13 protein-coding genes are annotated in these 15445 nt (G+C 66.9%); 9 read left to right on the top strand and 4 right to left on the bottom strand.

Annotated features, from left to right (window positions below):
* The first annotated feature begins 184 nt into the window (after positions 1-184).
* Together ACYVF3_RS17205 and ACYVF3_RS17210 are read left to right on the top strand one after the other, a co-directional pair.
* A complete protein-coding gene (locus tag ACYVF3_RS17205; protein WP_461155237.1) occupies positions 185-1399 on the top strand; it encodes an acetyl-CoA C-acetyltransferase in 1215 nt (404 codons plus the stop codon).
* Positions 1400-1413: 14 nt separating this feature from the next.
* On the top strand, positions 1414-3633 hold the full coding sequence (locus ACYVF3_RS17210) for a 3-hydroxyacyl-CoA dehydrogenase NAD-binding domain-containing protein (RefSeq protein ID WP_461155238.1): 2220 nt from the start codon (positions 1414-1416) through the stop codon (positions 3631-3633).
* A 63-nt stretch (positions 3634-3696) separates the two neighbouring features.
* Here ACYVF3_RS17210 and ACYVF3_RS17215 read toward each other — a convergent pair whose 3' ends face one another.
* From ACYVF3_RS17215 to ACYVF3_RS17225, 3 genes are all read right to left on the bottom strand, one after another.
* Positions 3697-3945 carry a hypothetical protein gene (locus ACYVF3_RS17215; protein ID WP_461155239.1) on the bottom strand — a complete coding sequence of 83 codons (249 nt, stop codon included), beginning with the start codon at positions 3943-3945 and terminating at the stop codon, positions 3697-3699.
* 216 nt (positions 3946-4161) lie between these two features.
* Positions 4162-4941: a hypothetical protein gene (locus ACYVF3_RS17220; protein WP_461155240.1), complete on the bottom strand. Its 780-nt coding sequence runs from the start codon at positions 4939-4941 to the stop codon at positions 4162-4164.
* 186 nt (positions 4942-5127) lie between these two features.
* Positions 5128-5733 carry a TetR/AcrR family transcriptional regulator gene (locus ACYVF3_RS17225; protein WP_461155241.1) on the bottom strand — a complete coding sequence of 202 codons (606 nt, stop codon included), beginning with the start codon at positions 5731-5733 and terminating at the stop codon, positions 5128-5130.
* A gap of 82 nt (positions 5734-5815) precedes the next feature.
* On the opposite strand from ACYVF3_RS17225, the gene ACYVF3_RS17230 reads away from it, so the two are divergent.
* From ACYVF3_RS17230 to ACYVF3_RS17245, 4 genes are all read left to right on the top strand, one after another.
* Positions 5816-7303: a flavin-containing monooxygenase gene (locus tag ACYVF3_RS17230; RefSeq protein ID WP_461155242.1), complete on the top strand. Its 1488-nt coding sequence runs from the start codon at positions 5816-5818 to the stop codon at positions 7301-7303.
* Positions 7304-7529: 226 nt separating this feature from the next.
* Positions 7530-8111, top strand: a complete 582-nt coding sequence (locus ACYVF3_RS17235; RefSeq protein ID WP_461155243.1) for a DUF6319 family protein — start codon at positions 7530-7532, stop codon at positions 8109-8111.
* Between the two features lie 293 nt (positions 8112-8404).
* Complete coding sequence (locus ACYVF3_RS17240; RefSeq protein WP_461155244.1) at positions 8405-9538, top strand: MFS transporter; 1134 nt, start codon at positions 8405-8407, stop codon at positions 9536-9538.
* Positions 9539-9691: 153 nt separating this feature from the next.
* A complete protein-coding gene (locus ACYVF3_RS17245; RefSeq protein ID WP_461155245.1) occupies positions 9692-10123 on the top strand; it encodes a hypothetical protein in 432 nt (143 codons plus the stop codon).
* Here ACYVF3_RS17245 and ACYVF3_RS17250 read toward each other — a convergent pair.
* A complete protein-coding gene (locus tag ACYVF3_RS17250; protein WP_461155246.1) occupies positions 10116-10493 on the bottom strand; it encodes a hypothetical protein in 378 nt (125 codons plus the stop codon). The genes ACYVF3_RS17245 and ACYVF3_RS17250 overlap by 8 nt on opposite strands.
* A gap of 287 nt (positions 10494-10780) precedes the next feature.
* On the opposite strand from ACYVF3_RS17250, the gene ACYVF3_RS17255 reads away from it, so the two are divergent.
* The 3 genes from ACYVF3_RS17255 to ACYVF3_RS17265 all read left to right on the top strand — a co-directional run bounded on the left by ACYVF3_RS17255 (position 10781) and on the right by ACYVF3_RS17265 (position 15410).
* Positions 10781-12883, top strand: a complete 2103-nt coding sequence (locus ACYVF3_RS17255; RefSeq protein WP_461155247.1) for a transglycosylase domain-containing protein — start codon at positions 10781-10783, stop codon at positions 12881-12883.
* A gap of 132 nt (positions 12884-13015) precedes the next feature.
* Positions 13016-13954, top strand: coding sequence for a CPBP family intramembrane glutamic endopeptidase (locus ACYVF3_RS17260; protein WP_461155248.1), 939 nt, complete (start codon positions 13016-13018; stop codon positions 13952-13954).
* An 88-nt stretch (positions 13955-14042) separates the two neighbouring features.
* Positions 14043-15410 (top strand): serine hydrolase domain-containing protein, encoded by a 1368-nt coding sequence (locus ACYVF3_RS17265; RefSeq protein ID WP_461155249.1) that lies wholly within the window; start codon positions 14043-14045, stop codon positions 15408-15410.
* Positions 15411-15445 lie beyond the last annotated feature (35 nt).

A 15445-nucleotide genomic window follows, 5' to 3' on the forward strand; every position in this document is an offset into this window, starting at 1 on the left:
TGATGTGGTGGGTCCCTTCGTCATGGAATCCGGCCTTGTTCGTTGGTGGATGGTGAACGGAAGGTTCCCAAGCTCTTCCCCCACGCTGCTCCATCCGGCCGACAGCGGGGTTGTCATTGACTGTGACAGCATTGGTGTCACACTCTGGGTGGAGCACCTGCCGGAATGAGGAGGCACGCCACACATGTCCGAGGCGTTCGTCTACGACGCGATCCGCACACCGCGGGGTCGTGGAAAGAAAAACGGGTCACTGCACGGGGTGAAGCCGATCACCCTCGCAGTGGGCCTGATCGAGGAGCTGCAGCGCCGCCATCCGCAGCTCGATCCCGCGCTGATCGATGACCTCGTGCTCGGCGTGGTCTCGCCCGTCGGTGATCAGGGCAGCGACATCGCCAAGACCGCCGCGCTCGCCGCGGGCCTGCCCGAAACGGTCGCGGGTGTTCAGCTCAACCGCTTCTGCGCCTCGGGGCTCGAAGCGGTCAACATCGCCGCGCAGAAGATCCGGTCTGGTTGGGAGGACGCCGTCCTCGCCGGCGGTGTCGAGTCCATGTCGCGCGTCGCGATGGGCTCCGACGGCGGTGCGTGGGCCCTGGACCCCGAGACCAACTACGAGACGTCCTTCGTCCCGCAAGGCATCGGCGCCGACCTCATCGCCACCATCGAGGGCTTCGACCGCGGCACCATCGACGCGTACGCGGCCGAATCGCAGGACCGCGCCGCCAAGGCCTGGGCCGACGGCCGCTTCGCCCGCTCCGTGGTCCCGGTCAAGGACCGCAACGGGCAGACCATCCTCGACCGCGACGAGCACATCCGTCCCGGCACCACGGCCGAGTCCCTCGGCGGGCTCAAGCCCTCGTTCGCCGACATCGGCGAGATGGGCGGGTTCGACGCCGTCGCTCTGCAGAAGTACCACTGGGTCGAGAACATCGACCACGTCCACACCCCCGGCAACTCCTCCGGGATCGTCGACGGCGCAGCGCTGGCGCTGATCGGCAGCGAGGGGCTCGGGGAGCGCACCGGGCTCAAGCCGCGCGCCCGCATCGTCTCGGCCGCCCTGTCGGGCGCCGACCCGACGATCATGCTCACCGGCCCTGGTCCCGCCGTGCGCAAGGCGCTGGGCAAGGCGGACATGACCATCGACCAGATCGACCTGGTCGAGATCAACGAGGCCTTCGCCGCGGTGCCGCTGAAGTTCATGAAGGAGTTCGGCGTCGACCACGACAAGGTCAACGTCAACGGCGGTGCCATCGCCATGGGTCACCCGCTGGGTGCCACCGGCGCGATGATCCTGGGCACCGTCATCGACGAACTCGAACGCCGCAACCTCCGCTACGGCCTGGCAACGCTGTGCATCGGTGGCGGCATGGGGATCGCGACCATCGTCGAACGGATCGGCTGAGGGACACATCAGACATGAGCGAGCAGAACACCATCCGCTGGGAGTCCGACGCCGACGGAATCGTCGTGCTGACCCTGGACGACCCGCAGCAGCAGGCCAACACCATGAACCTGCGCTACCAGGCGAGCATGGACGAAACCCTGCAGCGCCTGGAAACCGAGCGCGACAACATCACCGGCGTGGTCCTCACCTCTGCGAAGAAGACCTTCTTCGCAGGGGGCGACCTTCGTGAGCTCATCCAGGCCCGCCCTGGAGACAGCGAGTCGGTCACCGCCACCACCGCCAACGTCAAGAAGCAGCTGCGCCGCCTCGAAACCCTCGGCAAGCCCGTCGTCGCCGCGCTCAACGGGACCGCGCTCGGCGGCGGCCTGGAGATCGCGCTGGCCTGCCACCACCGCATTGCGCTGAACAACCCCAAGGCGCGCTTCGGCTTCCCCGAGGTCAGCCTCGGTCTGCTGCCCGGCGCCGGTGGCGTCGTGCGCAGCGTGCGGTTGCTCGGCATCGCCGACGCGCTGCTCAACGTCCTGCTCCAGGGCCAGCAGCTGCGTCCGGAGAAGGCCCTCAAGACCGGGCTGATCCACGAGCTGGTCGACACCCAGGAAGACCTGCTCGGCAAGGCCAAGGAGTGGATCAAGGCCAATCCCGAAGCCACTCAGCCGTGGGACACCCCGGGGCACAAGATCCCGGGCGGAACCCCGTCGAGCCCGAAGTTCGCCGCCAACCTGCCCGCGTTCCCGGCCAACCTGCGCAAGCAGCTCAAGGGCGCCCCCATGCCCGCTCCGCGCAACATCATGGCCGCCGCTGTCGAGGGCAGCCAGGTCGACTTCGACACCGCGCTGGACATCGAGGGCCGCTACTTCGTGGAGCTCGTCTGCGGGCAGACCGCGAAGAACATGAGCAAGGCCTTCTTCTTCGACCTCCAGCACATCAACGCCGGTGGCAGCCGTCCCGACGGTGTGCCGGAGTTCCGCGCGAAGAAGGTCGCCGTTCTCGGCGGCGGCATGATGGGCGCCGGCATCGCCTACGTCTGCGCCAAGGCGGGCATGCAGGTCGTGCTCAAGGACGTCTCGCTGGAGAACGCCGAGAAGGGCAAGGACTACTCGGCGAAGCTCCTCGAGAAGGCCGTCGCCAGGGGTCGTTCCACGCAGGAGAAGGCCGACGAGCTGCTCGGCCGGATCACCGCGACCGACCAGGTCGAGCCGCTGTCGGGATGCGACCTGGTCATCGAGGCCGTCTTCGAGAACCTCAAGCTCAAGCATCAGGTCTTCAGCGAGATCCAGGACGTCGTCGACAGCGACGCGCTGCTGTGCTCCAACACCTCGACGCTGCCGATCACCGACCTCGCTGAAGGTGTCCGCAACCGCGAGGACTTCATCGGCCTGCACTTCTTCTCGCCGGTCGACAAGATGCCGCTGGTCGAGATCATCTCGGGTGCGCAGACCAGCGACAGCACGTTGGCCCGCGCGTTCGACGTGGTGCGGCAGATCAACAAGACGCCGATCGTGGTCAACGACAGCCGGGGCTTCTTCACCAGCCGGGTCATCGGCACCTTCATCAACGAGGGTGTGGCGATGCTGGCCGAGGGCATCCACCCGGCCTCCATCGAGCAGGCCTCGTCGCAGGCGGGCTTCCCAGCTCCGGTGCTGCAGCTGTTCGACGAGCTGACCCTGACGCTGCCCCGCAAGATCCGCGACGAGTCCAAGGCCGCGGTGGAAGCAGCGGGCGGCACGTGGGATCCGCACCCGGCCGAGCAGGTCATCGATCGCATGGTGGAGGAGTTCGACCGCACCGGGCGTTCCGGTGGCGCCGGCTTCTACGACTACGCCGACGGCAAGCGGACCGGGCTGTGGCCCGGACTCGCCGAGCACTTCGGATCGGCCGACACCGATCCGGCTTCGGTCAGCTTGGTTGACCTCATCGAGCGGATGATGTTCGCCGAGGCGCTGGAAACGGTGAAGTGCCTCGACGAGGGCGTGCTGACCTCGGTGCCGGACGCCAACATCGGCTCGATCATGGGTATCGGTTTCCCGGCGTGGACCGGAGGCGTCGTGCAGTACATGAACGCCTACCCCGGTGGTCTGGCCGGATTCGTCGCCCGCGCCCGCGAACTCGCGGAACGCTACGGCGACCGGTTCCAGCCGCCGGAATCGCTGGTCAAGCGCGCTGCCAACGGCGAGCCGTTCGACATCGGCGAGCCGGACGCGGAGATCGTGAAGGCGACTTCTGCGGCGTGAGCTGATATGACGAGGCGCCGGGCCCGAAAAGGGGCCCGGCGCCTCGTTGTTCGCTCAGCGAGTTCAGCCCTGGGGGTGGTCCACGACCGGGGCGTTGACGCACTGCGGGGTCTGCGGCGACAGAACCGGGACGACGGCGCCCAGGACGGCGACGTTGTCACCGCAGGCCTGCACCGGCACGGCGCTGATGTTGTTGTCGTTCGCCCCGTTGACGCCCTCGTTGTCCGCGCTGTCGGCGAACGCCGGGCCGGCCAGGGCCAGCATGGCGGTGGCGGCGCCGGCAACGCCGGCGATACGTGCAGCGGTACGCACTGTGGCACTCCTTATGGATGACTGTTCTTCAGGGTATTAACCCTTGCGGCACAGGGAATTTCTGCTCTTCTCCTGTGTCGCGCGGCAGAGTCTGCGACATGGCTCGTGTCCAAGTCGAACTCAGAAGGGCGTTTTCAGCCGAATACCCTCGATGGAGTGACCGGAACCGGACATTCCACTATGGATTTAGGGCTGGGCCCGATGATGCGACGTTCCTCAGTTCTGCGGCAGGACACCGCTGATCCGCTGAAGAGGTGCCTCGGCGACGGCTCCGACGACCTTGTCGGCCTCGGACACGACCGGGGTGTTCTTCGTGGCGGGAAGCACGTCGCTGGGCTTGGCGAGCGTCAGCGGCTCACCGGAGGTCTGCAACGGGTTGTTGTTGAGCGTCGGCGCGACCAGGGCAACCGGGTTGCTGATCGGTTCGGACTCGTAGCCCTGGGCGGCGGTCAGTTCCACCGCGGTGTCCACGGCCGAAAAGCCCTGGTGGTTCGGCTCGCGCGGGCCGACCTCGGTGTCCAGCAGCGTCGCGTCGGGCGTGTGCTCGTAGATGACGCCGAGGTGGCCCGGGGTCACCGAACCGCCGACCGTGGGCCGGGTCTTGGTCATGTTCGAAACCCGCGTGGTTTCGGCGAAGACGTGCCCGAGCACGCGGTTCGGCTTCCCGGGGGCGAGCACGGGACGGCCGTCCTGCAGCTCGCCGGCCACGCCGTGCGCGGTCTTGGTGATGTCCACGCCGACCTTCTTGATGACGTTCGGCGAGCTCGCGTTCAGCTGAGCGTCCGCGCACGGCGCCTTGGTGGGGCTGAACGAGGGGCCTTCCTGCATCTGGCAGGCGTTGGCCGGGATTTCAGCGGCGATCTCGTCCGGCACGGACGTCAGATCGGGCTTTTGGATGTCGGTGGTTCCCGCCGCGTTCGCGGCACCGGTGCCGACGGTGGCGAGGCCTGCGGCCATGACGGCCGCCTTGACTGTGCGCGTGGTCCAGGAGCGCAAGATTGGATCTCCTCGAGTCTGAGGTGTTGGCACGGCTGACTCGACATCGGAGACGGCGTTAAAGATCTTGAGCCGTATTCGGCAAATGCAGCTCGAACGAGTGAATTCGGCGCGTGTGACCGACGGCGGTGGTGAGAGGAAGGTTCCCATGCGCCGGTCCGCGCGCCGGTGTCGGGCTTCGATGCGTCAGAAACCCAGGCCCGGAGCGAACAAGGTGATCATGTGCTCGGTGGCCTTCTCGGCGGTGACCTCCGGGCGGTGCTCGCGCCAGACCGCGAGCCGCTCGCTGGCGCCGATGATCACCTCCGCCCAGGCCTCCGCCTGCTCGTCGGCGAGGCTGTCGCAGACCGCGCGCAGCAGGTCGGCGGTGAAGTCGCGCTGCTGAACGCGGATGGCTTCCAGCTCCGTGTTGACCGAGCTGCCGGGGATGGAGAACTCGTTGCGCAGCAGCGCCCACGCCTGCGCGTGCTCGTCGCCGAAGCGGAAGAAGGCCAGCTGGCAGTCGTAGAGGAGCTCTTCCGGGCTGGCGGCGTTGGCCGCGGCCTGGCTGGTCGCGGCGAGCAGTTCTGCCTTCGCCCGCCGCAGGCATGCCAGCAGGAGTCCTTCCTTGGAGCCGAAGTACTCGTAGAGCATCGGCTTGGACAGACCCACCTGAGCTGCGATGTCGTCCATGGACGTCGTCTGGTAGCCGTTGCCGGCGAACACCCGCTCGGCGACCTCCAGGATTTGCGCTTCGCGCTCGGCCCGGGACATTCGCTTGCGGCCGCTGGTCGGTGCAGGAGAGCTCGTCACGAAACAACCCTACCGCAGGTAACCTACTCGTAGTAGCCTACTCCGGAGTAGATCGAGTGCCGGTGTCCGAGGAGGGGCTCTGATGGTGCAGAGGCAGTCGCCTGACCAGCGTCGATACGAGACTTCGGTAGTCATCGTCGGAACCGGCTTCTCCGGTCTCGGCATGGCGATCAAGCTCAAGCAGGCCGGTATCGATGACTTCATCGTGCTGGAGAAGAACAGCGACCTCGGCGGAACCTGGCGGGACAACACCTATCCGGGATGCGCCTGCGACGTGCCCTCGTTGATGTACTCGTTCTCGTTCGAGCAGAACCCGGACTGGTCGCGGCTGTTCGCCGAGCAGGGCGAGATCAATGACTACCTGAGCCACTGCGCGGACAAGTACGGGGTCCGCGACCACGTGCACTACGGCGTGGAGTTCACCGGCGCCGAGTACGACGAGCAGAGCAAGACCTGGCTGGTCACCACAGGCGACGGGACCGAGTACGTCGGCCGCGCCCTGGTGTCGGGTGTCGGTGCCCTGCACATCCCGAGTTATCCCGAGCTCCCCGGCGTGCAGGACTTCGAGGGCGAGATCTTCCACTCGGCGCAGTGGAACCACGACTACGACCTCCGGGGCAAGCGCGTTGCGGTCGTCGGAACCGGGGCCAGCGCGATCCAGTTCGTCCCCCGCGTGGCCGAGCAGGCGGACCAGCTGCACCTGTTCCAGCGCACGCCCCCGTGGATCCAGCCCAAGCCTGATCGCCCGATCCCGGAAGCGGTCCAGAAGCTGTTCCGCAGGGTCCCGCTGGCCCAGCGCGCAGCACGCGTCGCGATGTACTGGATCCTCGAGGCCCGGTTCTTCGCCGTGTTCAACAAGCGCCTCGGCAAGGCCGCAGAGTGGTTGTCCAAGCGCTACATCCGAAAGACGATCTCGGATCCGAAGCTGCGCAAGGCCGTCACGCCCGACTACTCGATGGGGTGCAAGCGCATCCTGCTCTCCAGCGACTACTACCCGGCGCTGAACCGGTCGAACGTCGACGTCGACACCAGCGGTGTCGCCGAGGTGCGCAAGAACTCCGTGGTGACCGGTGGCGGCCAGGAGCACGAGGTCGACGCCATCATCTACGGCACCGGCTTCCACGTCACCGACGCCTACGACCACCTCGCCATCGTCGGGCGAGAAGGGCGCAAGCTCCAGGACAACTGGCGCGAAGGTGCTGAAACCTACCTCGGTATCACCGTTTCCGGCTTTCCCAACCTCTTCTTCCTCCTCGGGCCCAACACCGGCCTCGGCCACAACTCGGTCGTCTTCATGATCGAGTCGCAGCTGAACTACGTGATCGACTGCATCCGCCGGATCCACAAGGGCGAGATCGGACAGGTCGACGTCCGACAGCCGGTGCAGGACGCCTTCAACCGCGAGCTGCAGTCCGAGCTGGGCGACGGCGTGTGGTCCGTGGGCGGCTGCCGGAGCTGGTACCTCGACGAGAACGGCGTCAACCGCACGCTGTGGCCGGGATTCACCTGGAAGTACTGGATGCGCACCAGGAAGGTCGACCTTGCCGACTACGAGGTCGCTCCCCGCTGAGGCGGGAGGTCATCAAACCCGGTTGAATCTTCGCACGGGCGTTCGATATAGTGGTCAAGCCACTGTCGAGCAGCCCCACTGGGGCGCACCCTAGCTAGGGGCGGCGATGTCACCGCTGTCGTCCGATGAACTGCGCGCAATCCGCGAGGAGCTCAGCGCCGGAACCACACCAACCGTGTGGTTCACCAGCTCCGCAGTCGGAGTCCAAGAAGGACGTTCCGGCAAGGTGATCGCGCTCGGCGAGCCGGCCGAAGGGGACTTCATCCAAGTCCGGCCGGCCGGCTCGAAGGACGTCCTGTCGTTCTCGACCGCAGAGATCACACAGGTCAAACCACCGCGCAAGAAGTCCACGCCGGAACCGGCTGCCAAGCCGGCCGCGAAAGCCCCGGCAGGCAAACCGAGTCCGGACACCGCAGCGAAGCCGCAGGAAAAGCCGGTTGCGAAACCGACTGCGGCCGCCCCTGCCACTACACCAGCCCGCACCACGGCCAAGTCCGCGGAAACCGATTCGGCACGACGCAAACCGCGCCCGGCCAAGCAGCCGGTCGGTGGCGCTGTCGTGACGCTCACGGCCGACGACAACGGCCAGTGGAGCGTTGAAGTGGCCAACACCAAGCGGAAGCTCGTCAAGCCGACCCAGGTCCCGGCCACCGCCGTCGCTCAAGCCGCGAAGGTGCTGCACGACGATGTCGCTGCGGCCGTGGAGCCGGTGATCGAAGCCGCCCGCGAGCAGCACCGCGCCCGCGTCGAGCAGCTCCGAGCCGAACTCGAAGCAGCCCAAGCGGCGCTGGAAGAACTGGACGAGTGAGACGAGTGTCGTCCCGCGTCGAGCGGGACGACACCGCGCCCACTTGAACGCGCCCCGATCAGGCCGGGGTGCCGACGTCACCTCCCCGCACGGGCACTTTCGCGCGCGCCGAGCATGGGAACCTTCCTGTCACTTCCCCGTTCCGGAGATGTGCCGCGCCCGTTCGAAGAGCGTGGACATACCGGTCCACGCCTGGCGTCACAGCGCTTGGCCGCCCAACGCTCGCCGGCGGAGAGCGTTCTCACCGGACGGACGAATGGACAGGCCATGTCCGCACCGCCTATCAAGAACAAGTGCGAACACCCGTCTCGTCTGAATCGACGACACCGCTGCGTCGGCGGTCGTTCCGTTACCTGCTGATCGCGACGGTTGGCGGGTTCTCCGGATACGCCCTGCTCCTACCGGTGGTGCCGTTGTGGGCGGTCGCAGGTGGTGCCGGCGAGATCGCAGCCGGTGCGACGAACGCCGTGTTCATGCTCGTCACCGTTCTCACGCAACTGGCGATGCCGTGGCTGCTCAAACGGACCGACTGCCGCGGCCTGTTCGCGCTGGGAACCGCGCTGATCGGAGCACCCACACCGCTGTTCGTGCTCTCCAGCGACATGTGGATGTTGTTCGCGGTCTCCGCGCTGCGCGGTGTCGGTTTCGGACTGCTGACCGTCACCGGATCGGCGCTGACCGCAGAACTCGTGCCGGTTGCGCAGCGGGGCCGCGCGGCTGCCTACTACGGCCTCGCCATCGGTCTGCCGAACGTGGCGCTGCTGCCCGCCGGGGTGTGGCTGAGCGGTCGAATCGGGTTCGGCCCCCTGTTCTGGGCTGCCGGTGTGGTTCCCCTCGCCGCCGCGCTGACGATCGTGGGCATCGAGCGAGTGCGCACCCGAGCCAGAGAACGAGGCGCGCCGGCCAGGCCCGCCGCGCTGCTGCCGTCCTGGACGATCATGGTGTTCAACACGGCGGCCGCCGGTGGCCTGACGGCATTCCTGCCGCTCGCCGTTGATCCCGCGGTCGCGCCCGCCGCACTCCTGATCTTCGCCGCCGCCACGATGTTCGGCCGCTGGCTTGCCGGGTGCCTCGGCGATCGGTTCGGCCTGCGAGGCGTCCTAGCGCCATCGGTGCTGCTGGGAGGCATCGGCGTGGTGCTGCTCGCGGTCGCCGCGTGGACGGCTGACCCGGTGGCGCTGGCTGGGGCCGCGGTGTTCGGCGCAGGCTTCGGAGCCGTCCAGAACACCACGCTGATCCTCATGCTGGAACGCGTGGACTCGGCCACGGCGAGCACTGCGTGGAACATCGCGTACGACGGTGGCCACGGACTCGGCGCGATCGGCTTCGGCGTCCTCATCGCCGCCTCCGGATATCCCGCGACCTTCGCGATCACCGGCGCGCTCCTGCTCGCCTGCCGCGCCCTGGCCGTCCGCCGGTTGGCGTGAGCAAGGGAACCTTTCTGCCACCTCCGCGCGGTCGCATCACGGTCCGGACCGCCTGTGCTGTTGGACACAGGAGTTGCTGACGTGGAGCGAGAGGGAGCTGCGGTTGGAGATGCCGGACATCGTGGTCCGGCGCGAGCACCTAGAATCGGACGCGTGTTGCGCAGCCTGTTGACCCCACGATGGCTGCTTCTGCATGCGCTGTTCATCGTGGCCACGATCGCCACCGGCTTCCTCGCCGTGTGGCAGTGGGATCGTGCGCATGATGCTGGAGGGAGCTTCCAGAACCTCGGCTACGCGCTGCAGTGGCCGCTGTTCGGAGCCTTCACGATCTTCCTCTGGATCAAGCTGATCCGAATGGATCGCGCGCAACAGCGAGGAGAGGGCGAGCCGGACGTCAATGCCGAGGTCGAACCCGAGGCGGAGGACGAGGGCTCAGTGGAGGCCTCCGAAGAGCCGGAACAGCGGCGGAGGAGGCCGCTGGTCCCGCCTCCCGCGCCGCCGGTCGACACCGAGGAAGATCCGGAACTCGCCGAGTACAACCGATACTTGGCCGGGCTCAACGAATCGGATCAGCGCGCTAGTTGAAGGTGATCCCGCCGTTGATCTCGCGGGCTTGCACCAGATTTCCGACCTGTCCGGTGTTGATGTTGACGACGTTGTTCGAGGCCGTGATGTCGTTGTGCACGGCCGCGCCCTCGTGCCGGAGCTCGCCGGCGAATTCCTCGTCCTCCGCGCACAGCTTGTCCAGGCGCTCTGCCAACGCGGTGATCTGAGCCGGTCCCGCGCTCTCGCTCTCGGCCGCTTCCAAGGCGGCGTGGGTCTCGGGATCCTGCTGAGACCTGCGTCGTAGCAGTTCGCGGACCTTCGCCAAAGCCATCGTTCCGGCCGCCCCCAGAGCGGTGGCGGCTTGCCCGCCCAAGGCCGTGGCCAACGAGTCCAGAAACGGGTCGGTCATGAGTCCTCCGCGATCAGGGGAACCGTTCTGTCACGAAGTGTAGTTAAATGAACCGTCTCCGTGTCGGTTTCGAGTTGAATTCAGTTGCCCGGCAGCGCGCGGGGCGTTCGGCTCGGTGTGATATCAACGAACTGGTTGGCGGCGACGCGAAATGGATGCAGAGAGCTTCCGCGCAGTGGAAGCTGGTGGTTCTTTCCGTAGCTCGGATCGGTGAGCGGGAGCATCGGTTCGCACCGCGTCCTGGCCGGCGGCTGGATCTTGCGAACACTTTGGTGATAGGGGCTGGCGTGCGCAGCGGCGTGCTGTTGAAGATGTTCGGACTGTGCGTCCTAGCCGGCGTACTCGTGGCGGCGTTGCTGCTGCCCGTTGCGACCGGGGCTGGGGCGATGGTCAACCAGACCACCAATGCCATGTCCAAGATGTCGAGTTCGCTTGCCAAGCGCGAAATGCCGCAGGTGTCGACCGTCACCGATCGCAACGGCAAGCCCATCGCTTACTTCTTCCGGGACTACCGGGTCGAAACCCGGCCGGATCAGGTCGCCGACACCATGAAGGCCGCCATCACAGCGGTCGAGGACAAGCGCTACTGGCATCACGGCGGCGTCGACTGGCACGGCACCATCCGCGCTCTCGCGACCAACATCGGTAGCGGCGAGACCGCGCAGGGCGCGTCGACGATCACCCAGCAGTACGTGAAGAACTACCTGGTGCATGTCGCGGCTACCACCGAGCTGGAGGCCGAGCAGGCCAAGGAGACCACGGTTGCCCGGAAGCTCCGCGAAGCCAAGATCGCCGTCGAGCTCGAACGCACCATGTCGAAGGAAGAGATCCTCACCGGCTATCTCAACGTGGTGCCCTTCGGCAACCAGACCTTCGGGGTCGGTGCCGCTTCGCAGACGTACTTCGGCACCACTCCCGACAAGCTGACGATCGCCCAGTCCGCGCTGCTGGCCGCGGTGGTCAACCAACCGGGGTCCCTGAACCCCAACAGCAACCCGCAGGACGCGCTGGCGCGGCGGAACCTGGTCATCGACCTGATGGCGGACGCCAACAACGACATCCGCATCACCAAGGAAGACGCCGAGATCGCCAAGCAGGAGCCCTTGGGCGTTCTGTCGCCGTTGGGGCGGCCGCCGAACGGCTGCGTCGGCATCGGTGACGGCACGACCGACGGCTTCTTCTGCACCTACGTCCGCGACTACCTCGAGCGCTACGGCATCGACACCGACAGGCTCAAGGTCGGCGGATACACGGTGCGCACGACGCTGGACCGCACCGCGTCCGATGCTGCCAAGCAGGCCGCGCAGAAGCAGGTCCCGACCCAGACCGAAGGCATCGCCAACGCCATGTCGGTCGTCGAACCGGGCAAGGACAAGCACAAGGTCCGCGCACTCGTCGCCAACCGCGACTTCGGCAATGACCCCAGCAAGGGGCAGACGGCTTACGACATCGTCAGCCGAGTGCAGCCCTTCGGCGCCGGGTCGATCTACAAGATCTTCACCGCTGCTGCCGCGATCGAACGCGGCATGAGCATCTACGACACGATCGACGTTCCGGCCAGCTACACGTCGCGCGTCTACAAGAACGGCTTGGCGCCCTACACGGTGCACAACGCCGACGGAGTCAGGCCGGGGCCGAGGACGCTGCAGAGCGCGCTGGCGACCTCGCCGAACACCGCGTTCGTGGCGTTGCTGGAGCGCGCGGGCCTGAACAACGCCGTCGACATGGCCGCCAAACTCGGCATGCGCAAGAGCATCAACGGCGTCAACTCGCTGGGTTCGACGTTGAAGGACGACGGATCCAACGGGCCTTCGCTGGGAGACTCGATCAAGCGGCGCAACAACGGGTCCTTCACGCTCGGCTTCACGCCGACCAGTGTGCTGGAGCTGTCGAACGTCGCCGCCACGGTCATGAGCGACGGCGTCTACTGCCCGCCGACGCCGATCGAGGAGGTCAGGGACCGCTACGGCAACCCGGTGCAGCTCAACGAACAACCCTGTGAGCAGGCCGTGTCGCCGGCCGTCGCGACCGCCCTCGCCCAAGGCTTGAGCAAGGACGACACCGAGGGAACCTCCCGCGCGGCGGCGCAGGAGGTGCAATGGGCACGCCCGATGATCGGTAAGACCGGCACGACGCAGGAGCACAAGTCCGCAGGTTTCATGGCCGCTACGCCGCAGATGGCCGGTGCCGTCCTGACCTACTCCGACGGCAAGCGTCCGCAGGGCATCTGCGATGGTGGCGGCAATTCACCGCCCTACCTGTGCGGGGACGGCAACATCTACGGCGGCAAGGTGCCAGCGCGAACGTGGTTCGACGCGATGACCAAGATCCACAGCGGTCTTCCGACCGCGCAACTACCGGGAACACCCGCAGGGCCACCCGCGCCCTGATCTGACGTGAGCATGGGGACCTTTCTGCCACTTCGATTGGCAGGAAGGTCCCCATCGTCATTCGTGGGGTGTGCTCAGCGATAACTCAGAATTCGTTGGCAAAATGCCAGGGTGGTCTCTGGACATGATCGAGTGGATGTTCGCGGCGCCGTCTGGTTCGTCGTTCTCGCCTACCTGCCCGCTTGGTTGTTGAGCGCGCCGCTCTGGCTGACGGGCGAAGGTCTGTCGTGGGAATGGGCGCCGGTCGCCCTCACCCTCATGATGTTCATGCCCGCCGTTGCGGCGGTGGTGGTCAACAAGTGGATCAGCCCCAGCCGCGAGCCATGGCGAAAACTGGGCATCACCACGGCCGCCGGCATCAAGAAGTGGTGGCCCTACGCGATCCTGGGCTGCGCAGGACCGCTGCTGGCCGCGTTGCTCGCACTGCTCGTCGGCTACCTGCTCGGCGTCTACGAAGCCGACTGGACCGGGTTCTCCGGCCTCGCGGAGCAGGCAGGCACCACCGTGGTCGGCGAGCAGAACCAGACGGCGCCGGCAACCCTCGCGGCGAGTCAGCTCGGCCAGATGTTCCTTCTCGGCTGGGTTCACACGCTGCTCGCGCTAGGTGAAGAACTCGGCTGGCGTGGCTACCTGGTCAAGGCGTTGCTCCCGCTCGGGCAACCCGGGGCCTTCCTCGTCACCGGAGTCCTGTGGGGCTTGTGGCACGCGCCGATCCTGCTCCTCGGCTACAACTACCCGACGGTTCCGATCGTGGTGTCGTTCCTGATGATGGGCTGCTTCTGCGTGCTGGTCGGGGTCTTGCTGAGTTGGTTGCGCTTGGCTTCCGACAGCGTGTGGCCGGCCGCGATCGCGCACGGATTCCTCAACTCCGCGGGGACCATGGCGCTCGTCTTCAGCCAGGCCGGTCATCCGGTCGACAACGCCAGTGTTGGTTTGCTGGGGTGGAGCGGCTGGATCGTGCTCGTGCTGCTCATCCTCGTGCTGATCATGATCGGGAAACTGCCCGTGCGGTTCGAAGCGGTCAAGCAGGGGATCAGCCAGGGAGTCCAGCGGCGCAGCCGCAAGGTGTGAACGGTGGAGGGGAACCGTTGTTCCACATCGGTCGGGCCGAACACCAAATTCGCGTGCGCACGCTCTTTGACGTGAAAGCATTGAGGCCATGGTGACGAGTCTGCTGCCCTCCACCCAGCGCGTGCTGCTGCGACGACTGGCCCTGGAGCAGAATGAAAACCGCGTTCCGTCCTTGATCGCCGGTGTCTTGCGCGACGGGGAGACGGCTTGGGTCGATTCCCGCGGCCTGGTGAACGGAACACCTTCCACGACGGACACCCAGTACCGGATCGGGTCGATCACGAAGACATTCGTGGGTGTTCTCGTCATGCGGCTGCGCGACGAAGGTCGTCTCGACCTGGCCGACAAGCTCGACGACCACCTGCCCGGCACGGCGTTGGGAAACCGCAGCGTCGGCGAGATCCTCAGCCAGTGCAGCGGGCTGACCGCCGAGTCCGCAGGCCAGTGGTGGGAACGCACGCCAGGTGGGAGTCCCGAGGAATTCCTCGCCACCATCGACGACAGCGCGCTGCGGCCCACCCCCCGTCACCAGTTCCACTACTCCAACGTGGGTTTCGGAATCCTGGGTGAACTCGTCGCCAGGATTCGCGGCGCCGCGTGGCACGAGGTCATGGACCGCGAAATCCTGCGTCCCCTCGAGATGCGGCGAACCACGCTGATGCCCGTCGCGCCCCACGCGCAGGGCCTGGCCGTGCACCCGTGGGCGGACGTGGTGCTGGACGAGCCTGCTGAAGACGCGGGAGCGATGGCACCCGCAGGCCAGCTGTGGTCGACCTTCGACGACATGGCCCGGTGGGCCCGATTCGTCCTGGGTGACACCGGCGAGGTGCTGCACCCGGACACGGTGGCCGAAATGCGCGTTCCCGGATCGGTCGACGACGGCCTGGAATGGCGTGCCGGCTACGGGCTCGGTCTCCAGCTGCTCCGGCACAACAAGCGCTGTCTGGCCGGTCACAGCGGTTCGATGCCGGGCTTCCTCGCGAGCGTGTGGGCCGACCCCGCGGAGCGCGAAGCAGTCATCTTCATGGCCAACACGACAGCCGGCGTCTCCGGGGCGCTCGGCACGGACCTGCTCGACGCGCTGTCCGAGCACGAACCGCGCATCCCGGACCCGTGGAGCCCCCAGCCTGATGTCGACATGGGCCTGCTGGAACTGACCGGCGAGTGGTACTGGGGTCCCTCGCCGCACGTGCTGCGCGTGCTCAGCAACGGGTTGCTCGACCTCCGGCCCGGCCACGGACGGCGAGGAAGGGCTTCACGGTTCCACCCCAACGGCGACGGCACCTGGACGGGCCTGGACGGGTACTACGCGGGTGAAACCCTGCGCATCGGACGAGATGCCGATGGCACGCCCAACCACCTGAACCTGAACACCTTCATCTTCACCCGCACCCCGTACGCCTCGGACGCACCGGTGCCCGGCGGTGTCTCGGGCTGGCGGCCCGCTCACGACTGATCCGGGCAGCCTGGGCCCCTTTCTGTCAACGAGCA

Source organism: Saccharopolyspora tripterygii (genome assembly GCF_054778355.1).